Annotated in this window: 30 protein-coding genes and 1 pseudogene; 16 read left to right on the forward strand and 15 right to left on the reverse strand. The window is 57.4% G+C overall.

The annotated features are described in order from the left end of the window. Nucleotides 1–37 precede the first annotated feature (37 nt). The 7 genes from HX899_RS01385 to HX899_RS01415 all read right to left on the reverse strand — a co-directional run bounded on the left by HX899_RS01385 (nt 38) and on the right by HX899_RS01415 (nt 4,537). Nucleotides 38–892 (reverse strand): hypothetical protein, encoded by an 855-nt coding sequence (locus HX899_RS01385; protein WP_181291517.1) that lies wholly within the window; start codon nt 890–892, stop codon nt 38–40. A gap of 25 nt (nt 893–917) precedes the next feature. Continuing rightward, nucleotides 918–1,511, reverse strand: a complete 594-nt coding sequence (locus HX899_RS01390; RefSeq protein ID WP_246697049.1) for a GIY-YIG nuclease family protein — start codon at nt 1,509–1,511, stop codon at nt 918–920. 10 nt (nt 1,512–1,521) lie between these two features. After that, complete coding sequence (locus HX899_RS01395; protein ID WP_181291518.1) at nt 1,522–2,232, reverse strand: hypothetical protein; 711 nt, start codon at nt 2,230–2,232, stop codon at nt 1,522–1,524. A 146-nt stretch (nt 2,233–2,378) separates the two neighbouring features. Continuing rightward, a complete protein-coding gene (locus HX899_RS01400; protein ID WP_164043351.1) occupies nt 2,379–2,840 on the reverse strand; it encodes a hypothetical protein in 462 nt (153 codons plus the stop codon). A 215-nt stretch (nt 2,841–3,055) separates the two neighbouring features. Continuing rightward, nucleotides 3,056–3,310 (reverse strand): hypothetical protein, encoded by a 255-nt coding sequence (locus tag HX899_RS01405; RefSeq protein ID WP_246697050.1) that lies wholly within the window; start codon nt 3,308–3,310, stop codon nt 3,056–3,058. 65 nt (nt 3,311–3,375) lie between these two features. After that, nucleotides 3,376–3,666, reverse strand: coding sequence for a hypothetical protein (locus HX899_RS01410; RefSeq protein WP_181291519.1), 291 nt, complete (start codon nt 3,664–3,666; stop codon nt 3,376–3,378). A 199-nt stretch (nt 3,667–3,865) separates the two neighbouring features. After that, nucleotides 3,866–4,537: a hypothetical protein gene (locus HX899_RS01415; RefSeq protein ID WP_181291520.1), complete on the reverse strand. Its 672-nt coding sequence runs from the start codon at nt 4,535–4,537 to the stop codon at nt 3,866–3,868. A 337-nt stretch (nt 4,538–4,874) separates the two neighbouring features. Between HX899_RS01415 and HX899_RS01420 the strand changes: the two genes are divergently transcribed. The 14 genes from HX899_RS01420 to HX899_RS01485 all read left to right on the forward strand — a co-directional run bounded on the left by HX899_RS01420 (nt 4,875) and on the right by HX899_RS01485 (nt 14,711). Next, nucleotides 4,875–5,750 carry a hypothetical protein gene (locus tag HX899_RS01420; protein WP_181291521.1) on the forward strand — a complete coding sequence of 292 codons (876 nt, stop codon included), beginning with the start codon at nt 4,875–4,877 and terminating at the stop codon, nt 5,748–5,750. A 209-nt stretch (nt 5,751–5,959) separates the two neighbouring features. Beyond that, complete coding sequence (locus HX899_RS01425; RefSeq protein WP_181291522.1) at nt 5,960–6,916, forward strand: hypothetical protein; 957 nt, start codon at nt 5,960–5,962, stop codon at nt 6,914–6,916. A 380-nt stretch (nt 6,917–7,296) separates the two neighbouring features. Then, complete coding sequence (locus tag HX899_RS01430; RefSeq protein WP_181291523.1) at nt 7,297–8,655, forward strand: hypothetical protein; 1,359 nt, start codon at nt 7,297–7,299, stop codon at nt 8,653–8,655. A gap of 134 nt (nt 8,656–8,789) precedes the next feature. Beyond that, nucleotides 8,790–9,344, forward strand: coding sequence for a hypothetical protein (locus HX899_RS01435; protein ID WP_130801353.1), 555 nt, complete (start codon nt 8,790–8,792; stop codon nt 9,342–9,344). Between the two features lie 292 nt (nt 9,345–9,636). Further along, nucleotides 9,637–9,825 carry a hypothetical protein gene (locus HX899_RS01440; RefSeq protein ID WP_130801355.1) on the forward strand — a complete coding sequence of 63 codons (189 nt, stop codon included), beginning with the start codon at nt 9,637–9,639 and terminating at the stop codon, nt 9,823–9,825. 148 nt (nt 9,826–9,973) lie between these two features. After that, nucleotides 9,974–10,180 (forward strand): hypothetical protein, encoded by a 207-nt coding sequence (locus tag HX899_RS01445; protein ID WP_130801357.1) that lies wholly within the window; start codon nt 9,974–9,976, stop codon nt 10,178–10,180. A gap of 21 nt (nt 10,181–10,201) precedes the next feature. Further along, complete coding sequence (locus HX899_RS01450) at nt 10,202–10,888, forward strand: hypothetical protein (RefSeq protein ID WP_130801359.1); 687 nt, start codon at nt 10,202–10,204, stop codon at nt 10,886–10,888. 11 nt (nt 10,889–10,899) lie between these two features. Continuing rightward, nucleotides 10,900–11,097, forward strand: coding sequence for a hypothetical protein (locus HX899_RS01455; RefSeq protein ID WP_130801361.1), 198 nt, complete (start codon nt 10,900–10,902; stop codon nt 11,095–11,097). 1 nt (nt 11,098) lies between these two features. Further along, entirely contained in the window at nt 11,099–11,929 is an 831-nt protein-coding gene (locus tag HX899_RS01460) for a metallophosphoesterase (RefSeq protein ID WP_348647882.1), read from the forward strand. Further along, nucleotides 11,926–12,444: a hypothetical protein gene (locus HX899_RS01465; RefSeq protein ID WP_181291524.1), complete on the forward strand. Its 519-nt coding sequence runs from the start codon at nt 11,926–11,928 to the stop codon at nt 12,442–12,444. Before HX899_RS01460 ends, HX899_RS01465 begins: the two co-directional genes overlap by 4 nt. Nucleotides 12,445–12,481: 37 nt before the next feature. After that, nucleotides 12,482–13,333, forward strand: a complete 852-nt coding sequence (locus HX899_RS01470; RefSeq protein WP_181291525.1) for a hypothetical protein — start codon at nt 12,482–12,484, stop codon at nt 13,331–13,333. A 17-nt stretch (nt 13,334–13,350) separates the two neighbouring features. Further along, nucleotides 13,351–13,563: a hypothetical protein gene (locus HX899_RS01475; protein ID WP_181291526.1), complete on the forward strand. Its 213-nt coding sequence runs from the start codon at nt 13,351–13,353 to the stop codon at nt 13,561–13,563. A 16-nt stretch (nt 13,564–13,579) separates the two neighbouring features. Next, the gene (locus tag HX899_RS01480; RefSeq protein ID WP_181291527.1) at nt 13,580–14,083 is read left to right on the forward strand and encodes a hypothetical protein; all 504 of its coding nucleotides are present in this window, start codon (nt 13,580–13,582) and stop codon (nt 14,081–14,083) included. Next, a complete protein-coding gene (locus tag HX899_RS01485; RefSeq protein WP_181291528.1) occupies nt 14,073–14,711 on the forward strand; it encodes a hypothetical protein in 639 nt (212 codons plus the stop codon). The genes HX899_RS01480 and HX899_RS01485 overlap by 11 nt, the downstream gene beginning before the upstream one ends. Nucleotides 14,712–14,738: 27 nt before the next feature. Here the strand turns inward: HX899_RS01485 and HX899_RS01490 are convergent. Further along, a pseudogene (locus HX899_RS01490) lies at nt 14,739–14,858 on the reverse strand (IS5/IS1182 family transposase); the annotation flags it as partial. 92 nt (nt 14,859–14,950) lie between these two features. Here HX899_RS01490 and HX899_RS01495 point away from each other — a divergent pair. Beyond that, the gene (locus HX899_RS01495; RefSeq protein WP_130824694.1) at nt 14,951–15,373 is read left to right on the forward strand and encodes a hypothetical protein; all 423 of its coding nucleotides are present in this window, start codon (nt 14,951–14,953) and stop codon (nt 15,371–15,373) included. 480 nt (nt 15,374–15,853) lie between these two features. On the opposite strand, the gene HX899_RS01500 is transcribed toward HX899_RS01495, so the two are convergent. The 6 genes from HX899_RS01500 to HX899_RS01525 form a co-directional block, all read right to left on the reverse strand. Next, the gene (locus HX899_RS01500) at nt 15,854–16,438 is read right to left on the reverse strand and encodes a hypothetical protein (RefSeq protein ID WP_181291529.1); all 585 of its coding nucleotides are present in this window, start codon (nt 16,436–16,438) and stop codon (nt 15,854–15,856) included. Nucleotides 16,439–16,556: 118 nt separating this feature from the next. Next, nucleotides 16,557–16,787 carry a hypothetical protein gene (locus HX899_RS01505; protein WP_181291530.1) on the reverse strand — a complete coding sequence of 77 codons (231 nt, stop codon included), beginning with the start codon at nt 16,785–16,787 and terminating at the stop codon, nt 16,557–16,559. 117 nt (nt 16,788–16,904) lie between these two features. Continuing rightward, entirely contained in the window at nt 16,905–19,031 is a 2,127-nt protein-coding gene (locus HX899_RS01510; RefSeq protein WP_181291531.1) for a DUF262 domain-containing protein, read from the reverse strand. 168 nt (nt 19,032–19,199) lie between these two features. Next, nucleotides 19,200–19,601 carry a thermonuclease family protein gene (locus HX899_RS01515; protein WP_181291532.1) on the reverse strand — a complete coding sequence of 134 codons (402 nt, stop codon included), beginning with the start codon at nt 19,599–19,601 and terminating at the stop codon, nt 19,200–19,202. Continuing rightward, nucleotides 19,592–20,239 (reverse strand): hypothetical protein, encoded by a 648-nt coding sequence (locus tag HX899_RS01520; RefSeq protein WP_181291533.1) that lies wholly within the window; start codon nt 20,237–20,239, stop codon nt 19,592–19,594. The genes HX899_RS01515 and HX899_RS01520 overlap by 10 nt, the downstream gene beginning before the upstream one ends. Beyond that, nucleotides 20,236–20,976, reverse strand: coding sequence for a metallophosphoesterase (locus tag HX899_RS01525; RefSeq protein WP_181291534.1), 741 nt, complete (start codon nt 20,974–20,976; stop codon nt 20,236–20,238). The genes HX899_RS01520 and HX899_RS01525 overlap by 4 nt, the downstream gene beginning before the upstream one ends. A 216-nt stretch (nt 20,977–21,192) precedes the next feature. Here HX899_RS01525 and HX899_RS01530 point away from each other — a divergent pair, with 216 nt between their 5' ends. After that, the gene (locus tag HX899_RS01530; RefSeq protein ID WP_181291535.1) at nt 21,193–21,678 is read left to right on the forward strand and encodes an ArdC-like ssDNA-binding domain-containing protein; all 486 of its coding nucleotides are present in this window, start codon (nt 21,193–21,195) and stop codon (nt 21,676–21,678) included. Between the two features lie 18 nt (nt 21,679–21,696). On the opposite strand, the gene HX899_RS01535 is transcribed toward HX899_RS01530, so the two are convergent. Next, nucleotides 21,697–22,567: hypothetical protein (locus HX899_RS01535; protein WP_210273684.1), on the reverse strand; the 871-nt coding region annotated here is incomplete at its 5' end.

Raw genomic sequence — 22,567 nt, forward strand, 5'->3', positions numbered from 1 at the left:
GATCTGGACAGGGACGATCTCGACGGCGTGCCGCTCGTCAACGAGCTCCTTTGTCGAAACGGCGAAGAAGCAGTCTCGCTGTTACCAACGTGATTTGAAGGCGGAAAGTTGCGTCCTCTTCTTCGGAGAGGCCAGCGTGACCTCCGTGCGGATGCATCCTGCTCATCAACCCCTGAATATACTGGGGTTTCTGATTGTTGGAGTTCCATTCGTTGTAATCCTCCAACAGGAAGGGCGGCTGCACTGTTCCGAGAAAATCCCGCTTGGCTTTGCTGTCATCTTTTCCCTGATAGCCGAGCTTTTCAGCAATTTCGTCTAAATAGCTCTCGTAGAGTTTTCGCAGCTCTCCGTTTGCCGACGACCACGCTCCGCGCTCAAAAGCTGAAAGCGCCAATTGGAGGTGGCCCTTAGCCACCGTAAATCCGTGCCGATCCAGAAGCTGGACGACTTCACTTTCCGCCTCACGGAAATCAAGCTCGGGAATATCCTCCGGAAGCATTCGGGCTAGCGTTCTTACGGTCGTTGTCCGTGGAAATGACCCGCGAAAACGCGATGGTACTTCGGTCTCCGTTTCGATGATTTCGAATCCGTCGAAACGCAAACCGGAAACCAGCTTTGTCCAGCTGTCCTCGCTGCGGATTCGTTCCGAGACTTTGAGAGCCGATTCCACGACGGCTCGGCTGAGAGGGACGCGGCCGTTCTCCGTCATCACCTCGAGGTCTTCATCTATTGCTATTCGCGCGAGCGCTGCAACACGCCCTGACTTGCTCGATGCGTTACAACGACCTGAAATGCCCCATTGGGCTTCGAGGATTTCCATGTCGTTATGCGAATTCCCATCGCCAACCACCTCACATGCGGCAACAACGGTCATTCTGTTGAAGGTATTCATGCGCAATCCTTGCGTTGTCATATTTCTACCCCGCGCTCCGCATGTTCCACGGGAGAGCATATTTCTTGATCAAGCCAAGCTCGAGGCCAGCGCTACCGTGGATCGGCAAGCCATTCCATTCGAGGTCTGGCGGGATCGCCACGTAGATGTCAATCGAACCAGAGGCGAGCAGCTCGCCCTTGATGAGGCCATTCAACCGTTTACTTGTCCGCTGCGAAATCCCAGGCCGGCCGTAGAAATACAGCCGCTTGGAAATGCCCATCGTCGCGACCCCGACATACAGGGCATATCCGTCTTTCACGAAAGCGTAGACGCCTACCCACTTGGGAAGAGGGATGTCTACGATGAGTTCCTCGGTGGGCGAGAACATCCAGCGGCCCGCTGGAGCAAAGCCTCCTTCGGTCAACACGGATAACGGCAAGGGTGGCTTTGTAGTAGGGGAGGGCGCAACACGCTTCTGTCTTACCATCGGCGTTGGTGAAAGGCCGCCTGCCTTGAGGACCTTGTAGGCGTGCTGGTAGCGGATGCCCAACTGCCGCGCTATCTCGGCCGTCGCCATCCCTTCCGAGGCAAGCGCTCGGATACGGGCGGATGTTGTCATCTCGTGTATGGCGTCCATCTCACCAGTCCTATCGTTTCCAGAATCGCCATTTGATGCCTTCGAAAAGCCCCGGCTTCGTAAACTCTGCGATCTCCGTGAAATAGGACGGAGAGTCTTCGAAAAGTTGATTTCGCTGGCCGTAAAATACCCTCTCGTAAGGCTCTCCTCCGAAATCGAAATGACAGTAAAGGTGCGGCTTATTGTAATAATCGTCGCCATCCGGGTTGAAAGACTCTATCGCCTCGTAGGGGACTGCACCGAGCAGCATCACCTTGATTGCCGTGTCTGGCGGAGCGGAGGTGTACTCCTTCCAGCCCTTTTCCTCCTGGTTTGCGTAGGTCCACCTCAGGCCCAACAAGACGCCTCGATCATAGGTCCCCATGAAGCCGACGCGGAACCATGAGGAAATGCCTTTTTCCTTCTCATTGATGTTCGGATAATCATCGACGCGGGCGACCTCGTGAACGATGACATCGGTGCGGTATTTGTCTCGAGCAGCCTGCAGGAAGAAGTCCTTAAAGGTGGGTCGCCATTTGTCGCGTAGCGCGATCTTTTCCTCCGGCGTCAGATTTCGGGCCTTTTTGCCGAAGAAAGGGACTGGGTTGGAGGCGATGCCAACGGCACCAAGGATCAGGCCGATAGCGGGTTCAAAGCCCGGCTCATAGTAGGTCCAGAGTCCGCACCCGATAAACGCTATCCAAGAACCGCCTTGAACGACGGAATTTCTGAAGAACGACATTGCCCCAATCCGTATGCCGCACGGGTTCACCCGTCGAATGGCGGCGAATCACTTGATGATGGTAATGTAGCTGAAAGCAACCATTTCGTGCGGCGCTCAGAAAGCCATCGTACTTCCTCGGGGCTTTCCGGTAACGTCGCACCTGTTCATGCAGGCAATATCACCGTTTTCGGCACATCAATCGAATTCAGCGTTTCGAACCTGTGCCACGCTTCTTTGAACTGCGGCCGGTCATAGGCAGACGGCTGGAGCCAGATCGATGTCGCGCCCGTCCTGCTTTTTGCCGGATCGCTATGGTGGCAGAGCTCCTTCACTTCATCCAGGGTCATGATGAAGCAGACCGGGGCATCGGTTTTGGCCTTGATCGTGATAATCCACCAATCCGATCTCAAATTGGCGAGATTGGTGCCAAGCCCAACGGGATCGCGCTTCGTCAGTCCTTTGCTTTGAACTCCGAAGAAGATTGTCTCATTGTCGTTGGCGCAAAACAGGTCGCTGCCTTTTGCGTTTCTGGACGTCAACATGACGTTCCAGCCCCTACGGGACAATTGCCATGCAGCGTAGTGCGAGGCAGCGTTGCCCGTGACTTGTGATGACTTGACGTCCATGCCCGCACTCCCGACTTTATGTCAGCAAGTGTCTACGCAAGATTTCTAAATGTTCGCCTTACAGCTCGGCTTGCCGATTTACAGCTTGCGCGGAAGGCCATTTGGAGTGCCATCGACGCCGTCCATGCCTTCCTAGATTTCGGCCATCATTTCGCTTGCCTTCGGCCTCCTTCAGGGCAGGCTTCCAGGGAAGTCGGACGGCATGATCTTGGCTGTCATGTCCCCACTCCCGCTTCCCAAAGTTCCCTTTTTTCGACCTCGCAGCAGGCGAGGCACAGCCGGCGATCCGGCAGATACTTGTCCTCGCCGTTCACGACTTGCTGGCCGATCTTGAGGACGACTTCCGAGCGCTTGCCACAACGCTGGCAAGCGCCGGGATCGTATGGGCTGTCTTGGAGATTTTGGGGCATGGATTTGCCGTCCTGTTCTGCGGTTCGCTTCCTTGCCTTATCGAGCACCGGAAAGCGCAAGGATACAAGGCCCCCTGCAATCGGAGAAATAGCCCCGGATAACCGAGGCTATAGTTGTGGTGTCTTTAGTGTAATTCCGCCCGTCTATCGGCCTTCACGGCTAGGTCAACAACATGCTGCACCAAGAAGGCGTCGATCAGGTAATCGGCGTAATCCAGATTCATCGGCAACATGCCTTCCTGAAAGAAATGGTTGTCGATGTAGTCGTCCGGGTCCCAGAGCTTGCGGGTCAGGCTTTCGTTCTCTGGTTCGATCCGATCGACAACCCTTTCGAACACACGGTTTGCTATATCTATGAGTGCGGCCCTTAGTTCTCCGGTTACGGGCAGCGCTTCAATTACGGCATGGGAATCCATGTCGAGTATCCTTCGAGGAATTGGCGGGAACTGGTCATCAGCATTTTCGGATCGCCAACCGATGCTGGTTCTTAGCTACGCGGCCTGAATTCCATGACGCCAGGCGGCCGCTTTATGCTCACATGCGCGAAGATAGGATACGGTGCGCAGACCAAAACGCAATCGTCCGGACGATTTACCCACAGACCAAACATAGCGCTCAATCGAGATAATGGACTTCCGTTCGATCAGGCTTTTCCGCCTTGAGGCCATCCAGATCACAGCTGAAAACTGCTGCATAATGACGGACCGAGAAGCCGTCCTGTGCTCCTTCCACGACAAACGATATGGACGTGATCGGATAATCTTTGTCGGTTATTCGGTCGAGGTTCCATGCCACGATGTCGAAGTCGTAATTGTCGAGGGCGACGCTCGGCCAGCCACCCAGAGGCATTTTGAAAGCGGCCCCCATGTCCGCGAACTTGCGAAGATCGTCCGGGGAATAGTACGGAAAATTGATCCCGAACACGCTCTTGGAGAAGAGGGTGTTTATCTGATCCCGGCAGGACTTGACCAACTTGGCAAGCGTGTCCCGATCCGCATTCTTGATCTGCTCGCGCTTCTCGTCTGCGATCCGCGCCAGCTCGGTAGCTCGTGCCGTCTCACGAGCCAGGATTTCATCCTGTCGCTTCCTCTCTTCTTCGGCCTGTCGCTCACGAATGGACCCGTAGATTTTGCTCCCACCGTATCCTACGGCGAAGATCACTATCACAATCGTGCATAGGATCGGGACACTTGGCCCTTTGGGTTTACCGGGGCCACCGGATTTCGTGTCGCGACTTGCCAGGAATTCTTCGACACTGTCGGTATTGTCGGAATGTTGAGGCTGCACTTCATGCTCACTATGGTGGGTGGGGCCGCTCTCCACCTATTGGTGTTCGGGATTCTCGGCAAGTGCCTTACGTGATCTGTTCAGCCATTTTCGCATTGAATTGCTCAAGCCCCTAAAATCTATGGGTTCTTTACGGTTGTTTCACAATGAATCGACACCGCTAGATCGCGTTAAGGTGGCGGTTACTGAATTCGGGCTCAAGTGCTGCGGTAGGCATCAGGTTACTTGCGAAGTAACCCGATGGGTCCCTATGTTGGCGGGCTAGTAACCTATCAACGGGAAGCACAAACATGACGACAAGCCTTGTTTTGCCCCCCGATCAGAGCACCTTCGACAGGTGGTAGACCTTCTGTCCGAGTTGCCCGAGGGCCACTCTTACACGACATCCGACGATACGAATTACAAGCTCAAGGATGGCAAGCTGACCATCAAAGACGTTGACCCCGAGAGAGATGAGAAACATTGGGCGATTTACGACGCCAGTGATCTCTCCTTGATCGATGGCAGTGTTCAGCGTCTTGAAGCAGAAAACATGCGGCAGGAGGAATACGTCTATCGCGGCACCCTTGATGAGGTGATCGAGAGCTTCCGCGAAAATGGGCAGTCGGAGATGGAATGGCAGCCTTACGGCACCTTCCGCCTCGAAGGCGACATGATCACGCTGACGCACTCCAGCGGGGATTTCTCCGCTCGTGCTCTCGGCGACCTCAATACCGACCTCACGGACGAGCAGATCGCCGCCAACCGCACGCAGGCCGAGCAGACCCCCGCCCACCTCACGGATGCCGTCCTCGACAAGGTTTTCGAGAACCACGCCGATGATAACATGCGTTCCGTCCACGGCTTTGACGATCGCGAGACGCCTGCGCTTTCTTCCGAGCAGGCAGCGCAGCTATACGTCCAGACGTCCGAGGACGACAAGCTGATGCAGATCGTCAACGCGATCGAGAACGGCTTCCCGAGCGACTTCATGGGCGACGAGCTGCACGAGCTGAAAACGGCCTCGAATTTTGCCCGCGACTATTGGGCTGAAAACCCGCTCCGTCCGACGCCATCAATGGAAACGCCAGCGGAAGATCAGGTTGCCGAAGTGCCGGCGGCGGAGGGGCGGGTGCTGCGCTTCAAGGCGATGGCAGACCGCGCCGATGCAGCAGCAGCCCGTGGCGGCAATACCGAGCGGTCGTTGGAAACCACGAGCGAGCAGGGCGCTTAATCATGACTAATTCGACCATCGAACTTAAAACCAAATTCCAAGAGTTGTCGCGAGAGCACCCGTATTCTGATCAGACAGCTCTATCTGCTCACGCCTATCTGACGGCGACAAAGCTTGGTAGTTGCCTTGATGGCAAATACGGAAACGTCTCCTATCACCACGAGAGCGGCAGCTTGGAGATTTGGGGCCGGACCGAAAACGGCTCTGAGTTGGTAAAAACCTATAGCTCCGATCACCTTCGAGAGCTTGCCAAGCCGTTCGACCTCTCGTCGGTTATGGCTGCCACTGCCAAGCCGATCGACGACGGCAGGACAGTGCCAGGCGGCCCGACGGGGACGACCAGCGCCGCCCCTGCTGTCGCCACGGTCCCGACCGCTCAGACCGCTCCGACCTTCCGCAAGGGTCCAGATTTCGCCGCTGCCCCCAAGCCGCAGGTAGTCCAGGCTGATGCCTCGACGGATGCAAGAAGCTCCCTGCCGTTCCCGCAGCGTCGTGGTCCGGACTTCACAACCGCGCCCGCACCCAAGAAGAAGCCGGAAGACGAGAAGCTCACGAGCCAGACCGTGATCATTCAGCTCAACGACTTCGACATCAAGCCGAAGCTCGCAACCGACGAGATCGCGAAGCGCGGCGCTGGTGTTGCCGTTGCTCGGAAGGCCTACCGGGTCGATGGCACGGAGATCAAAGCCAGCTACGAGTTTACCAAGGCCGGCAAGGTCCTGCATACCGGATATGACGGCAAGCAGACCGAGATGACCTTCGAGCAGGCCAAGCGCCACGAGATCGCGGAGATCAATCTGCTCAACCAGAATGCGATCATCGCGATCAACAAGATGTCGACCGACCCGACTTTCACCCTTCGTCAGGGCGACGCCACCTTCTCGGTGAAGGGCAATTTCTTCGTTCGTACCAAGGACGATGGCACGGTTACGAAAGAGCCTCTTGCCGAGACGCAGAAGCGCTTCACGGAGCGTGGCCGCGAGATCAGGGCGATGGGCGGCCCCGAGCTCGATCCCAAGCCGCCGAGCAATGCGATGCAGGCCGTGCAGCCGAAGCCCGAGAAAACTCAGCGTTTCGCTCGGATGGCCGACCGTGCAGACGCCGCCGCCGCTCACGAGAACAAGAGCGGCAAGACCCTCGAATCCGGAAATCAGTTGGGAGCCTAAGTCATGAAGGGCGACGCGGAATTGGCAGCAACGCTCATCGGAGCGGAGCAGATCAACCAGCAGGCTTACGGGCTTACTATCGTCGGTTTCGCAGGCGCTGCGCCCTCAGGTGGGGGCAGTTCATCGACCAAAGGCGACGAACGCAGGTTAAGTGGTGGCGACGTTACAGCCGACGGAAAGGCCGTAGTCGAATCGGGCGGGGGAGGCCTTGCCGAAGTGGCGGTGCCCAGCTCCCCTCCTTCACGGCCACGAGGGCCAGAGCCGGATAAGCCGCTTCCGCCTGTCATCAAAACATACTCCGAGATGGCGATCCGCGCCCTCGCGGCATCCAATACCAGCAGCAGCCGTTCACGTTCAGCCGAGCAGGGAGCCTAAGTCACATGAAGAAGACCATCACCGCGGCTATCGCAGCCCTGTTCCTTTCGACCTCCCTTGTCGGCCCCGCAGCTGCAAGCGATGACGCGATCCGTTTCGGCATTGGCATCGGCGGGCTGATCATCGGGGAAATGATGAAGGGCGGCGGCCATCGTCAGGGCGGCCGGGAACCGGGCAAGGGCGACAAGCTAATCGGCCGTGTGGACGGCAAGCAGCCGACCCGTCAGGCCAGTAGCAAGTCCAAGCCCGCCAAGGCTGATGATAGCGCACAGTGGGCTGCCTATGTCCCTACTACCCCTGCGATCCCCGAGGCAAAGCCGACGGACGAGGAAATGGTGGCTTGGGCTGCCGCAGCTCCGGAACGCGAAGCACAGGAGCAGCAGGCCGAAGCGGAGATGGCCGAGGCTCCGGTAATTGCTACCGACGCCACCACGACGGCCGCCGTGGATGCTCCGCAGACAGCGGCTGATGGTGAAGTGGTGCCGAGCGCTCCTACCGAGGAGGCCACTGAGGTGGCCCGTGTCGGGGACGAGTATTGGGGCAAGATCACCCCAAGCCAGCAAGCGAAGGCCATGAGGTTTGGCAGCTTGGGCATGTCACTTCGTGACGCCTATCTCGCCATTGGCCTCAAAGGTCCGATCGATGAGCAGACCGAGCCGACGGGCCGCGATCTGATCGACGAGAACGGCCGCCTTTGGGGCAATGTCCCCAAGGAGGTAGCCGATAACGTCTGGAAGGCCGTCGACATGGGCATGAAGCCGTCGGATGCGATCCGCGCTATTGCCAAGCTCGAAGACCCGGATACCGTGAAGGCGAGGGCCGTCGCGGAAGCCGAGGCCGCCAAGGCGCAGGACACGAAGACCCTTGCCTTCTGTGTGGACAAGCGACTGTCCATGCCGACGCAGCGCTGGACCGAGTGCTACCCGCTCGAAGATCAGATCGCTGCTGCCGTCGCCAAGGTCGAAGCCGAGCAGAAAGCGAAGGACGACGCCGAGATCGCACAGTGCGTTGCGGATCGGATCGCAGGCAAGAGCGAACGCTGCGCGGGCCACGAGGACGAAGTGCAGGTAGCCCTTTCGAAGCTGAATGCAGACCAGAAAGCACAGCTCGCTGCCAGTCAGGCAGCTGCCGAACAGAAGGCCAAGGCCGAGGAAGCCGGAAATGCCATCTTCGGGGACCGGTCCGCGCCTGTTGCGGAGAATAAACCCGCTTTCTCCGCAAAATCTGCGGAGAACCAGGCTACCGCGGCTCCTGCCGTCGAAGCCGAGAAGCCTGCGATCGACGGAGGCAAGACGGCGGCTATCGAGGCGATCAAGCCCGCCGAGCAGCCGCCGGCAAAGAAGAAGATGAAGCTCGATCTCTAAGATCGGCCTCGTGCAGGACTACCGAAGGCGGCTTTCGGGCCGCCTTTTCCAACCGCCGTCTTACGTTCTCCATCTGAGACCTTTCTTCGAGGGGCGAAAGCTGACAGGTAAAAGGAGACAGTGAGGAGAGCGATTTGAAAGCCTATTTGACAGCTGCAGCCACCTGCCTTTTCCAAAGAAGGCGCGTCCTTTCCATCATACTGGGCTTACTGACGACTGCCTCTCAGGCTGAAGCAGAGTGGTTTCCACGCCTTGACGACAACGGCAAGCTTGTCGTCTCGGGTGTAGCGGTCGACCCCGATGGCGTTACCAATGGCCTGTTCCTGACTTGTGAAGACGACACGCTAACATTCACGGTCCTAACGTTCTTCACCAGCTCTGCCGACGATCTGAAAACCTACTCAGGAACAAAGGTGACATTCGCCTCTCGAACAAAAGAAGGCGATCCAGTGAAGATCGGGACGGATGGAACACCAGTTCTGCTGCCTGCTAATATCCTTGCCATTCAAACCAAGCTGTCGGCCGAGCAGTCGAGCCTCGTCTACCATTTCATTGGTCGAGGCCAGCGGATCGACATCGAGCTTGTTCATCCGGACCTCGCTTCCGATAGAGGCGTGAAAAAGGTCTTCGCCTTGGGGACCAACACGGCATTGCTGGCGATCCATGAAGCTTGCCCTGGAATAAAGTAGGAAGACTCCTGGCGAGCCTCTGCTTCAAGTCGCTACTCATTGCGGTGAGGCAACCAGGCGGGAGCTGCTGGACTAGGGCGGAACGGAGGAAAACGCCCTGACTTTTGCTGCCTGAACCCACGAAAACCTCTGAAATTCAATAGTAATTCGTTGACAGGGTAACCCAATGGGTCCTACAATCTTCGATGAGATGAGATATGGAGTTTAAGAGACTTGGCATTCATCGAATACGATCCCCTCGCTCGCTTCGTTACCGAAGATCGCACCCGCGAGCTTGTCCGGGCAAAATTCCTTGCGTCTGGGAGAGCTGGTACGGCTGCTCGAGGAATGCCCATACCCCGTGCAGGCGGTCGCAGCGCGGGCGAATATCGATCCGGCGACGATCAAGCGCCTGCTGGTGGAAAGCGCACTCGACGTCGACCTGGATACGATCCAGAAGGCCGTCGCAGCTGTGCGATATCTCAACTACACTTCGCATTGAGGGCCACCATGTCGCGGAATTCCAACCAGACCGCTGCCAGCTTGCTCGCGATCGGGTTGATTGCGGCTGCCTTCCATGTCGGCGGATCGCACCCGCGCTCTGCTGACCCCGTGCAGTGTCAGGACCGCCTCGAAGCGAGGGAGCCGTCATGAGCCAAGACGACAAGGCCCGCAAAGAGGCGATCCGCCAGCACTTCATCGCAAGGCATCAGGCCCGCAAGGCGGCCATGGTCACGGAGTGGGAGGACAACATCAGGGAGCAGATCGAGGCCAGCTCTATCGAAACCCGGATGACGATCGAGGACGGCATTGCCTTCCTCCAGGCGGGCGGCGAGCGCAAGTCCCGCGCCCACTGATTTTAATTCAAGGAGCTCCACATGGGCACGATTCTCAAGTTCCCGACGCCAGATGACGAGACGCGAGCGTCTGCGGTGGATGTCGCCGCGCTGCTCTGCGAGCTTGAGCGGCCCGTGACGCCTGTCGAAGATCAGTTGGCAGCGATGATCACCGGATTGAGTGAGATCGAGTGCGGCAGCCTCATCGAGAAGCATTCCGACCTTCTCTTTCAGGCTATGCCGGGATACGCCGACGCCGACCTGTCGAACGGCGGGGAGCGCCCGTTTTGGGCCGAGCAGTACAACGCTGCCTACGAAGAGATCATGCAGGCACAGGCGCTGATCCGGAGCGCGAGAAGCCGCCTGTCTTTCACGCTGTGGCACGCCTTCCCCAAGCAGAAGGCCGTCAATCCCGACTGGATGGATGCCTATGTCGGTGCAGCCCACAAGGCAATCGACTTCCAGACATTCGACAACCGGGATGGCAGCTCTGTCATTTCGGTAAGCTCTAACGGGACTTGCCGCCACATCGAGTACAGCGACGCCGACATGGCTCTTGTCGCATTGATCCTGCGCAGCCACGACTTCAAGCGCCACCGCTCAGACGGCGAGAACGGGCCGCAGTGGTTTATCCGGGGGCCGATCACCGACGACATCAAGTTCAGCATCGGGGCCGAGCTGGAGAAATTCGATTTCCTTGCCGTCGCCTGGGAAGACGTCACCCGCTAAGGAGAACATCAATGCGTTATTGGAATGCACTTGAGGCCACGGTAACGGCGGCCGAGGCTATCGAGGAATGCCATCGTCATGACATCAAGGCATGCGTTCGCGAGAGCGATGGAGCCTTGATCGAGGTAGAGACTGGCGACGTAATCGCCGCGGCCGACGACGGGGGCGAATTCTCGGGCGAGGCCGTTATTGGCTTCTTGGGATACTGACGTGGCCGACACCTTGAAAGCTGCCGTCTTCTCGGACCTTCATCTGAGATATAACCAGGTGCTCGATTTCAAATTCGAGCTGCCCGATGATGTCGATGTCCTCATTGTGGCAGGCGATATTTCTTCTCCTGTTTCCGAGAGCCTGTACTGGCTAAACGAAAACGTCTCGGCCCTCGGTCGGGAAATCGTCTTCGTCGCCGGAAACCACGAGCATTACGGCGAGGTCTACGAAGAGAGCATGGCAGAAGGCATCGCCGAGCGGGCCAAATATCCGCACATCCATTTCCTCGAGAACGAGGCGGTCGTCATCAAGGGCGTCCGCTTCCTCGGCGCGACAATGTGGACGGACTTCGAACTGTTCGGTGATCCCTCGGCGGCCATGACCCAAGCCTTCGAGATGATGAACGATTACCAAGCCATCCAGACAGCAAAGGACGGCAAGTATTATCGTTTCCGCCCAACGCAGACCAAGTCATACCATGACGAGAGCCGTGCATGGCTGCGGACTGCCCTCTCGACCTCGCATGACGGCCCTACTGTCGTCGTGACGCACACTGCGCCGCATCGCCTGTCGATCGCAGGGGAATACGCAAGGGACGGACTGACGCCCTCCTTCGTATCGGACCTGTCGGCCGAGATCGAGGAATTCCAGCCCGAGCTGTGGGTCCATGGACACACGCATTCCAGCTTTGATTACGTGGTGCCAGGAACGCGCACCCGTGTAGTCTGCAATCCGCTCGGATATGTCGAGGGCGGCTACATGGGGAACCGTCGATACGAAAACACTGAGTTCGACAGATCGATGATCGTTGAAATCACGAGGAAGCCATGAAGAGGTTTGCCGAGATCAAAGCAGCGCACCCATCCCTATTCCCCGAGACTGCCCGCGTGGATTGCGGGGAGGGCTGGGCCGGAATTGTCGGCAGTCTACTCGAGAGAATCGCCTCAACACCCGGGCTGGCCGAAATGAGCCACTTCCGCATCCTCTCTGTCCGGCAGGACTTGGGCTTCATGAAGATCGACGCCGGATATGACGGCATCTACGAGGATAGCCTTCGGCCCTTATTCCTGCTTGCCGAGTTCCGCTCGCGGGTGACCTGCGAGGAGTGCGGTCAACCCGGACACATGCGATCGACGGCCGGCTGGAAGCGTTGTCGCTGCGACGAGCATTCGACACCCGAGGAACGGGAGCAGCCGCCACGGCCAGCTTGGACCCTCGGCCGTGATACGATCAAAGGCTTCCTTTGGTATGATCAGGCGGCCGACGAGTTGCGGCTTGTCGATGATCTTGCATCGATAGGCATGCCCGCGCATATGATCGAACGGATGGCGCGCACTCGAGAATAGCGTGACTTAGCGCTCAGCGATCTCAGGCGGGGTAGAAATGAACGACACTGAGAGAGAGGTCGTAATCCTCAATTCGGCTTGGGAAATGATCAACGGCATGGTGAATTGGGCCATGTTCGTGAAGCATGACAGGTACGATCCCACGAACATGATGTTCGAGACATCAGTTCACGCCCGCCTTTTCATCATTCTGCTTGCTGACTTCCTCTCGGAGGTCCGGGCGTTCAAAGGTGATGCAATTCCGCTCGGCCTGACAGCGCCTCCAAGTGGCGCGAGGGCATCCGACCTCACGTTTCTGTTTCATCTTAGGCAAGTTGGGGGAAATCCTCAGCTCGGAAACGACGCGCGCCCCTTAGCAAAAATCGTCGAAGAATTCTCCCGTTGGCTGGAAGGCGAGTTCGTCGCCTCTGGTGTCAATCTCGGAAGCATTGGTGTCGTCGCGGACATCACGGTTTCGAGATTACGCTACCTGAAAATGTGCGGTGACATCGCCAAGCATAACCTCGCGCGGTTGGCAACGAACGTGAAGCACTTGCAGCGGCTTTTGACCGCTGCGGGCCATGAGGTATCGGAAGAAGACGCATATCTGGCAGTCGAAGGTTTCTTCGAATGGTTTCAGCAGGACATCTTCATCTATCATTCCAGCCACATCGCGGAATTCCTCAATAATATCCGATGGGCGATCTTCGATTATCTGGGTCCGGAGTACCAGCGTTCCTATCATCCGACTGGGGAGGTCTCCGGCTTGGAGCTTTACGCCTACAGGGTGCCAACGGAGATTGGGAAGCCAGTCGCCCACGCCATGTATTGGGATTTGATGAACCGCTATCGTTCGCGGCCATGGGTGCATCGCTTTGTCGTGTCCGACATCTTCAAGTCGCGATACTGATCGGAAGGGCGGTGGAGATGACCAAATTGCCAGATGATTTCTTCGAGGTGATGCGCGATCTCAAAGCGGAGCCATCAAAGCCGATTAGTCTCCTTGAGCTCGGACCGCCCCTTGTTGGTAAAGGTCATCAGCAGGAGCAGATCGCGGACCTCCTATTCCGGCTCGAGCGCGAGGGTGTTATTCGGCTCCTCGCGGGCAATCGGTTTGAGCTGACAAAGCCTCGGGGATGAACAAGGGGGAAGGTCGATGTGGTGGAAGCGCAAGCAGAAGACAGAATGGCTGCCGTGGTATCGAGTGCCTGGGTACAAAGGCAAGGTAAGCGAGGCCGAGAAGCGCGAGCTCGATGCGTTCAGGATGCAGGAGCGTCACCCTGCCGCCTCTTATAGCGATCTCCCCGAAGAAGTCTGTTCGTATATTTCCCGGCTCGAGATGGAAAACTACGATATCAAACAGCAGAGAGCTGCCACAGGGCCGATGCTCACGAGCCTGCTCGGTGCGGCGATCCTTGGCGTCAGCCACTTCGGCGTTCACATCCAGCCGACGGATTCGATCTGGCCCTATGGTCTGGGATTGATCCTGCTCATCGCCCCTTGGTTCATCTACAGCCGGGAATGGCAGCGGAACGCCGACGAGTTCCTTCCATCACAACACGGTGGCCCAAATCTGACTGACGAGAATATCAAGCAGGAGTGGGAGCTGGAGTATCTCACTCATCTGCACCAGAAAGACGCTTCAAAACATGACCTTTGAATCCGTCTACAAAGCTCTATCCGAATGGCAAACTCTAATTGGCGCTGTCCTTGCTCTGGGCGCAGCCCTTTGGACCGTCCGCGAGATGCGAAAGCAGACCCGTGGTGACGAAACGCGTCATACAAACGAATTGCTACGGAAGAAAATGGCGGCCCGGGCGCAGATGCCCGACGCCCTAAGTGAATTGAGCGAATATGTCCGCGCGTCGTGTCGCTATCTTGTGTCTGGCGAGGCGAAGCCCACCGTGCCGATCGCGGGGACAAGCACGCTGAAGGAAGTCATCGAGCACATTGATACCAAAGAGGCCAAAAAAACCTTCGATCTTGTTTCCTGGTATCAGGTGCAGCATTCGCGTCTCATGGGCTCCAAGAGCCCGAAGGCTATCGAGACAGCAGAAATGCTCTACGACGCCGCGCTTTTGCAGACAAAGATAGACCGACTATTCGACTACGCCCGCAACGAGGAAGAGGAAGTCCGCCCAGAGAAGCCGTCGCAGGAGGAAATGATCAGCAGTCTCAAGATTGCCGTGACAGTCAAAGTGTGGGCGATGAAGACGGACGACTTCGCGGCGGTGATCGAAATCATCAAGAAGCGGCACGTACCTAAGAAGGAAACGTCCCCTGCCTAGCCGAGCCGACTGGGGCGGGGACTGATCACGCCATCGGACAAAGCGGTTGTAGCAGGTAGTGCGTGGCCCGTATCGCTCGGGCATATTTCTCCGACCTGGCAACAACGGTTCTAAGCCTTGCAAATTGGTCAGATCATATCGGCTCATGCCGAGCCGTGAATCAAATTGCGCTGCAATTTGAAACCCACCAGTAGGCAAAGACCATAGTAATGCGGAGCCTCACAGGCTAAGCATCTCTGATGCAGGGCTCGATCTATGAATTCGTCAAGAAGAAGCTGATTTCCCATGGCGTTAATCAGACGCCAGACGGGCTCGTGACACTTGAGAATAAGTTGCTTTTTTTGGATTTTGTTCAGCTTGAGCGCGCCGTCAGAAATGCTGATTTCGATGCAGTGCAATCTGCAGTCAAGAGAATAGACGAACGCGTTCGTTCACTGGGAAAGCGACACCTGATTGTTTTTGCCTACCTGTATCTGTTCTTCTCTGACGGAACTCCGGAAAGGACCCATACAGATACAAAGGATGATGGAGTCGTCTTGAGGTCGGTTGAGTATCGTCGCGCAGTTACGCCAGAGGAACGGCTTATCGCGGATTGGGGCAGCCTATGGTTTGAACGGTGTGGAAAGAGCCTTCTTCGAGCAGTTTACGCCTCGAAAACGTGACTTCGCCGGCCGAGGCCAGATCGCTAATCACCCCTCTTGCAATTGTAGTCCATGGCGGAGCCCTCTCATTTGTCGCCCTGAGCTTTTGCGAGCGCTTCCGCCCTATTCCTGATCTCTGTCTCTGTCAGGGGATAGCCCAACGCCGCTGCGGCCACGGTTGCCAGTTCGGCTTCGGTGGGCTCTCTTGGCTCGGGTGGCGTGGGCGATGCTGGATCGTCCTTTTTGCGGGCCTCGCTGGGCCCTCTTTGGTTGCGGCTTTTTCGGCTCACGAGCCCCTCCTGTCTGAGCTGCCGCTGCGGCTCCCTGCGTGGTGGACGATCCGGCGTGGGCTTCATCAGGCCCTGGCGGCTATACTGACCTCTTCGGCCATCCCGTCAAAGTGAGTGCTTTCGGTCGTTCGAAACCGTCCGGCAAGTTCATGACCAACTCTCCAAGGCCAACCTTGTCCCATCCCCACACCGGCCTAGTCCAGCCAAGCATTTATTCGGAACTAGGAGTGTGCGATTTGATCAGGGGGTGAATTTGCCTTTCGGCGTCGATGAGCGGCAAAACAAACTCGCTCATCACCAGCCAATGGTCCATCTGAAATTGGGTGGCGTCCGGGTACTTAGCTTTATATTCGGCTTCGTGGTCCATGACAAACTTTGTCGTGCCGGGCGCTAGTGTCTCTCCTAATCGCCAGCTCTCTAAGATCAAAGCGGCTTGGACACCGCGTTCGCCCCGAGCGGTATGCTCTCCATTCTCTGAGATGACCTCCCCCCATTTCCGATGCAGCTCTGAATCATTTCCGACAACCGCAATTTTCCAAGCTGCGAAAACACCTGGACTATACGGGAGCTGAGGTCGACGAATCTGAAAATGGATGCCGCTGATGCCGTCAAGAAAGCCAAGGGCATAGTCGTCGCACCACATCGCGGGCGAGTAGGGGAGATTGTATTTTTCGCGATAACTCACATAAAGCTCAACCGCGTCGACCGCCTCTCGCCAAGCTTCGCCACAGGTGGCTTCCAATTCTGTTGCGGCTTTCGCATCCTGGTTATTCTTCTTGCTCTTCCCCCAAAACATCCAGCTTCTCCGCACCAGCCCTTTGATACCTGTATAAGCTTTAGGCTGGTGGATAAATAGGAGTTGATTGCCATCGAGCGAAAAGAGGGATCAGCGATCTCGGATCATTGGCCTTGGCTTATAGCTCCTCTGATGTTCTGGTATTGTTCTCTTCGCGTTGGGCTGTATATTGCCGATCGATGGCAGAGATCGAAACAATCGGGGAAGCATGGAATGCCGGGTGGAAGTTTTCCGCCACCTGTCGCCATGGAACCATGGACTCGGGGATGTCGTCGCGGAAGTGCGACTGGAAGTATGACCTCGACACCATGACGCTGCTCGCCACGCGGGGCAGGGATTTCCCAATCATGCGGCTTTCCGAGCGGCTGCGCTGCCCGAGATGCGGGAGTAGGGAGATCAGGGTCTTGTTCGTGCTACCGGGATCGACCAACCGGAAAAGCGCAGCGCGCTAGTCGCTCAGCGCCTTTTAGAGGATCAAACGTCTGAGCCTCGAAACCGTCTGTTGGAAGCGCCAATCGTTTGCCAGCGTCCAGCCTCCGCCAGCCTCCATGAGATTCCAGTCATGCCATCCGTTACGGCTGGTATTAGTGATTGCTCGCGAGGCTGCGGAAAAGGTAGCGAACGGCTCGTATCCTTGAACGACTAGGCGACCGTCCTCTATCACGCCCGAATACTCCTTGCCTGCATAGGTGAACTTGCACTTGGTCCCCGATGGTGGGAAAGCGACGTTTTCTTCAATGAACGATTGGCTGGGGAGGTCTGGTCGAATCGGGGCCTCCCAAATGTTCCGCGCGGCATTGAAAAGATCGATGCCACGCTGCTGGATCATTTCTTCATTCCAGTCAGAGTAAGAATTGAGCTCTCGGTTCAATGCCAAGCTGGAGTGCGCGCGAACCGCCGGCATCTTCACGGAGTACGGGCCGTTGGACACCGATGCATTTAGCGAATGCGTGAGGAGCGTCAGGTTCCCCATCCGATCGATAGCGGAGTCTCGCTCGATTCGCTTAAAGATATAGTCCGGGTCGTCGTCCAGATCGCCTTCGTCAGTGTTGAAACCGGGAATGGGCCAGTTGTGTTGCCAAGTCTGGGGCATAATGTGTTCAATGGTGAGTGCCGATTGGATCGTGATCTCCTCGTTGAGTGGCGATCGCTTCGCAAGCTCGATGGCTTCGAAGATGTAACGCAGTCGGGCCTGCCGCGGCCCCTTGTATTGCCCTCGGACCAGCCAGCCGCGCTGCCACTCCATATCGTCAGGCCAGCGATCGGTTTCGCTCTGGCGGCTGGACAAGAACTCGATGAGTGCGTCGAGCTTGTTACCCTCGGTCTGCCGGAGGCGCTCGATGATGCCGACGAAGAAACGGTTGTAGTTCTTTGTCGTCAGACCGCAGATGTCGCGCCGAAGGATATAGCTGACGAGGACTGCCAATGCCCGATCGATGTCGGCGCTCGCGCTCGGATCGGTCGCGAGATAGATGACAAGCGGCATGGCGGTGGATACGTCAAAGGCATCTGCAAATCGGCCGAAGTTGCCGATCGGGTCCGTTGGCGACTGATCGAAAAGCCGCCTTTCGATGGCTGCGGTGGCCGAAATGGATTCGAGCTCGGCGGTCACGCTCGGAAACGGCCTCGTGTTCAAGAGCCAGTGCCGATAGCGCTCGAATAGGCTTTCTACAGATACCAGGTCGCCGATGTGCATCGAGAGGTGATCTGTGAGCATCCAGTCCAGGCGATTGCGGGACTGCCGTCCTCTGGACGCCGACTGCGCCCAGAAGGAACGGTCGAGCGGGAGCCAGTGTTTTTCGTAGAGCGTATCGACCACCAACGAATGATCGATCTGCCCCATGCCCTTGGCGCGCTGGAAGATGAAGTTTCGCATCAGATCGCCCGGTGTGAGATCGACACCGCGACTGTTCAGGGTTTCGAAGATTGTCTGCGGATCGTCGCCGCCCTCCAGTTCGATGGATACGATGGCGAGGCCTTCCTTGAGAGATTCGAAGAGGATTTCGAACCTTCGCTCATCGAACCCTTCTTCGGTCACGACATGAGCCGTGATCTTTTCCTTGAAGTATTCGTGCGCGGCGACTGAACGTCGAACCACTTCGCTTTCATCGTCCGGAGCCGGGCCGAAACTATGGGTATCAGCGTTCGGGTCGATGATCTTGACGAATGACAGACGGTCGGTGAGGGAGGGCCACAGTTTGTACCGCTCCTTTACTGAATCGTTCATGATCCCGTCGTTGAGGAGATACTTCTGCAGCTCGGCCTCATAGTGTGATCCGTGGGCTCCAGCGACATCACGGAGAGCCGCAAGCAAGAGCTGAAACGTTGTCAGGCGCTGCTGCCCGTCGATGATTTCGAACGCCTGGAGTTCTTTCCCGTAAGTCTTCACCTGGGCGATGACAATAGCCCCCATAAAGTGAGGGATTAGAGACCGTCTGTCTTCCATCAGGCGCGCGAGCGATCGCTCAATGTCCTCCCACAGTAACTCGAGCTGCGGGTGAGCTTTCCATGCATACTGTCTCTGGTAGAGGGGGATGAGAAATCTTTTCTTCCCGTCAAAAAGTTCGATTATTGACCGAGTATACGGCTTCATATTTCCCCCACGCGTTGAATCATTCCGCGCCCAGCTTGAAGGTATTTGCCGAATAACGGCAAGCCCCGATGACGACCCTCGGTGAGATTTGAGCATAGAGTGCCAGGTGCGATCGTCGCAGCGGTGTGCAGCAATCGACGAGGGAGCAGACAAATCGGTCGCAGCCGTTCAATTCCACGCTTTCAGAGCCTGATCGACGTCGGCCTGACACCACGGCTCCTGTTGGCCGTTGTATTGCTGCACCCACTTGCGGGCCAGCCCTTCCCGCATGAGGACATCACCCACGGCCTCGCCCTCGACGGCGACGAAGGCCAGTGTCCGGCGGTAGCGGTCGAAGCCATCGCGTTCGATGTCGATCTTGGCTTCCGACAGCAGCTGCGCGAGACGGGAGCGTGCGCGGAGCGCGCGGACCTTTTCCTCGCGGCACTCTCCCTTGAGTTCAGGCGCATTGATGCCCTCAAGCCGGATATGCTCGCCCCGCACGATAATCGTGTCGCCATCGAGAATGACGACCTGTTGAGGCGCACAGGCGGCGGCCGAGAAGCAAACGATTGCGGATACTACGGGCATTGATAGTCCTTGGGATTCTCTTGTTTGCCATACACACCCTGTCGGCCGTCCTTGTAGATCGGCCCACCTGTGGGAGGCAGATCGACGATTTCACCGTCATCCTCCCGAAAGGGAGCCGCTAGGCGGGCATGGCGATCACACGTCGTCTTGGCGATCGATACCCCCATCCGAAGACGGCCAGATGCGCCGCACTCGTCGCAGACCCTCAAGGACTGCTTGCGGGCGGCTTCCTTCAACACCTGGACTTCCTCGCGCTGATCGCCCTCGCAGCTGATAAACGCGATGAACGATCCAAACTTCTCCTTGCCGCCATAAAAGCGGGGAGGCGGGCCGGGGATAGCGCTCAATCCCGTTGCCAGCTTGCGGATCACGCGCTCCCATCCCTTGCCACAGGCGAACTCAGCATCAGCCGGGACGACGTATCCGTGCTGCTCGAAGACGTGAGGGAAGCGACGCTCACGCAGCTCGGCCGCGAACGCGATCAGGTCGGACGGCGAAAACCTGATGTCCTCGATATTCTGCCAGACCGATCCCGACGGCATCTGCGAAGGCATGACGTCGCCCACGTCGATGATGTGAGCCAAGAGCATCTGATGGACGCCAAGAGCTTCGGCCGCTTCCGCAATTCCGATCATCACGCCTTCACTCCTTGCAGGACCGCCAGAACCGCGCGCAGCTCGCGGACATCGACGCTTCGAATATCGGACTCGAACAAGCGATCCAGATCGCCTTCCGGCATCTTGCATAGTTGGGCCAGCGCCCAGCGCTCAATTGCCTTGTCTTCCATCGCCACGGCGATCTCGTTGCTGATCAGGTGCTTTTCCCGATCTTCGATCTCCAGCATTCCCGCCGTCAGCTCGTCGAAACGACGAGGGCCGAAATCCATGTCAGCGCAATCGATCCCAACATCACGGGAGCGGCCGACATTCGGGATCGCCCCGTGCGAATGCCCATAGAAATGGAACGCCCCATGATGTCCAGCAGGCCAGACCCGGTGGGCGTAGTGGCTCAAGTAGAGCCGCTTGCCACCGTCCTTCGTCTCCATAGCGTGGACGGGCGGCACATCCCACGGCAGACCTGCAATAGCGGCCTTCACGCGCCCCTTGCTGTCCAGGTCGTGATTGCCGAGGATCAGCACCTTACGACCGCGCAGCTCGTTGAAGACGTGGGCCACGTATTCGGGATCGCTCGACACGGCGAAGTCTCCGAGGATGAAGAGAAGATCTGTTTCCCCGACGCGCTCGTTGACACGATCGACGATGGCTTTGTCCATCTCTTCGGTGGACTGGAAGTGCCGCGGCGTCGTCTCCCAATGGAGAGCCGCTTCATGCCCGAAATGCGGATCGGCCATATACCACTTCGTGACGAAACCCATGCGCTGCGCTCCTGGTATGCCTCGGTAATAGGGCAAGCAGTGCCGGGCTCGATTACAACCGTCAATAGCCGATTAGCTCATTACCCCATGCGTTAACTAGCCTGTTAACCACACGATCGAAGATAGCTCAAACGGCGCCAACTTTGTTGACAGAGGGACCCAATGGGTCCTATTTTATAGCGGTATTCGAACTACTCGATTTCGGAGTTCCGCGTAATGAGTAACGGCTTCATCTCTCCCCATCAACTGATCACAAACCGGATTTTAGCGGACCTCGAGAAGGGGGTGGCTGCTTGGGTCAAGCCTTGGAAGTCGGAAGGAACCGTCGTGTCGTCGCGCCCCATGAATTTCAGCAATGGCACCGTCTATCGAGGCGTCAATACCATCATGCTTCACTGCGCCTGCATTGATCGCGGCTGGTCCCTTCCGGCGTTCGCCACGTTCAACCAGATTCGCAGACTCAAGGGCGTAATCACCAAGGGCAGCAAAGGGGAGCATGTCTTCTTCAAGTCTGAGGTCGAGAGCGATCCCAAGTTGGCCGACGGAGAGGGAAGGGCTGACGAGAGCGGCAAAATCAGGCGCACCGTTCTCAACGGCTACACGGTCTTCAATGTCAGCCAGGTGGAGGGCATAGAGCTTGATCTGACGGGCATAAACATCGAATGGACATGTCGGGTGGTATTACGTCTTCTGGCTGCCTAACCTTATCGACGAATAGCCTCAGGAACCTGCCAGCTCGCGACTGAGCGCCAGCGCCTTCTCGAGCGCGGTCCTGTCTTCGACGTGCGCCGGCCACAGCGCGCCGTACCGGTTCTCGTTGACGCCGAGCGTTGCGGAGCGTTGCGAATGCTGTATCTCCGAGGAGTCTACCTTGATGTCGACTTTCGAGCGCTCCGCAAGCAGCGCGCTGCGGCTCGCCACCAACTCCGATCTTTCCCGCCTCGCATCAAAATACTGTTCATTGAGTTCGAGCAGAACTTTCTGGAGGTCGAGATATTCGTTAAGCGACGAGTTGATCGTCTCGTAGGCATCATGCTTGCGCTTGTCGTAAGCTTCGCGGACGGCGGGGTTCCCACAGTCGCCGATCCTTGCCGCTTCGCACCGTGTTCCGAGCAGCGACAGTTGTCCGCGGGCGGCGGCGAGCGCGCCTTTGGCGTTGTCGAACCTCTCTCGCGCAGCATGGCGGCGATCATCGATTTCGACCAGACGAGAACCAAGAGTGGCAAGATGAGCGTTCGCAGCGAAGACCTCAAGTGCTATCCGCGTTAGCCTATCCTTGCCCAATATGATTTCCTGCGCCATCTCTTCGAGGGCAGCCTTCTCTCTGTCAAGAGTCCCTCGAAAAGCGGTAAGCGCCGCTTTTTCGCTTTCAAAACGCGAAACCAACGCCAGAAGGTTCGGGAGAACCGCCTGGGCGTCGCTTTTGGCGTGGTCCGCGAATGTCTGGCGTCGTTCACGAGCAGTTTCGGCATTTCTGCCGATCAACTCGTTGAACTGCCGCGTGGTTCTCAATGATTGTCCGGTTGTCCGCCCCTGAACCACTTCGTCTTCCCTGTCTGCATAGAACGGGAACAACAGTCGATGGAACCGT

Source organism: Rhizobium sp. WYCCWR 11146 (assembly GCF_013591995.1).
In the GTDB taxonomy this organism is placed as follows: Bacteria; Pseudomonadota; Alphaproteobacteria; order Rhizobiales; family Rhizobiaceae; genus Rhizobium; species Rhizobium indicum.

Excerpts from the sequence above, each read along its gene's own strand:
- HX899_RS01400 (WP_164043351.1), bottom strand. The coding sequence starts at position 2,840 with ATGGACGTCAAGTCATCACAAGTCACGGGCAACGCTGCCTCGCACTAC.
- HX899_RS01430 (WP_181291523.1), top strand. The coding sequence starts at position 7,297 with ATGAAGAAGACCATCACCGCGGCTATCGCAGCCCTGTTCCTTTCGACC.
- HX899_RS01450 (WP_130801359.1), top strand. The coding sequence starts at position 10,202 with ATGGGCACGATTCTCAAGTTCCCGACGCCAGATGACGAGACGCGAGCG.
- HX899_RS01470 (WP_181291525.1), top strand. The coding sequence starts at position 12,482 with ATGAACGACACTGAGAGAGAGGTCGTAATCCTCAATTCGGCTTGGGAA.
- HX899_RS01385 (WP_181291517.1), bottom strand. The coding sequence starts at position 892 with ATGAATACCTTCAACAGAATGACCGTTGTTGCCGCATGTGAGGTGGTT.
- HX899_RS01500 (WP_181291529.1), bottom strand. The coding sequence starts at position 16,438 with ATGTTTTGGGGGAAGAGCAAGAAGAATAACCAGGATGCGAAAGCCGCA.
- HX899_RS01455 (WP_130801361.1), top strand. The coding sequence starts at position 10,900 with ATGCGTTATTGGAATGCACTTGAGGCCACGGTAACGGCGGCCGAGGCT.
- HX899_RS01410 (WP_181291519.1), bottom strand. The coding sequence starts at position 3,666 with ATGGATTCCCATGCCGTAATTGAAGCGCTGCCCGTAACCGGAGAACTA.
- HX899_RS01445 (WP_130801357.1), top strand. The coding sequence starts at position 9,974 with ATGAGCCAAGACGACAAGGCCCGCAAAGAGGCGATCCGCCAGCACTTC.
- HX899_RS01390 (WP_246697049.1), bottom strand. The coding sequence starts at position 1,511 with ATGGACGCCATACACGAGATGACAACATCCGCCCGTATCCGAGCGCTT.
- HX899_RS01525 (WP_181291534.1), bottom strand. The coding sequence starts at position 20,976 with ATGGGTTTCGTCACGAAGTGGTATATGGCCGATCCGCATTTCGGGCAT.
- HX899_RS01395 (WP_181291518.1), bottom strand. The coding sequence starts at position 2,232 with ATGTCGTTCTTCAGAAATTCCGTCGTTCAAGGCGGTTCTTGGATAGCG.
- HX899_RS01465 (WP_181291524.1), top strand. The coding sequence starts at position 11,926 with ATGAAGAGGTTTGCCGAGATCAAAGCAGCGCACCCATCCCTATTCCCC.
- HX899_RS01475 (WP_181291526.1), top strand. The coding sequence starts at position 13,351 with ATGACCAAATTGCCAGATGATTTCTTCGAGGTGATGCGCGATCTCAAA.
- HX899_RS01515 (WP_181291532.1), bottom strand. The coding sequence starts at position 19,601 with ATGCCCGTAGTATCCGCAATCGTTTGCTTCTCGGCCGCCGCCTGTGCG.
- HX899_RS01495 (WP_130824694.1), top strand. The coding sequence starts at position 14,951 with ATGCAGGGCTCGATCTATGAATTCGTCAAGAAGAAGCTGATTTCCCAT.
- HX899_RS01480 (WP_181291527.1), top strand. The coding sequence starts at position 13,580 with ATGTGGTGGAAGCGCAAGCAGAAGACAGAATGGCTGCCGTGGTATCGA.
- HX899_RS01505 (WP_181291530.1), bottom strand. The coding sequence starts at position 16,787 with ATGATTGGGAAATCCCTGCCCCGCGTGGCGAGCAGCGTCATGGTGTCG.
- HX899_RS01530 (WP_181291535.1), top strand. The coding sequence starts at position 21,193 with ATGAGTAACGGCTTCATCTCTCCCCATCAACTGATCACAAACCGGATT.
- HX899_RS01510 (WP_181291531.1), bottom strand. The coding sequence starts at position 19,031 with ATGAAGCCGTATACTCGGTCAATAATCGAACTTTTTGACGGGAAGAAA.
- HX899_RS01485 (WP_181291528.1), top strand. The coding sequence starts at position 14,073 with ATGACCTTTGAATCCGTCTACAAAGCTCTATCCGAATGGCAAACTCTA.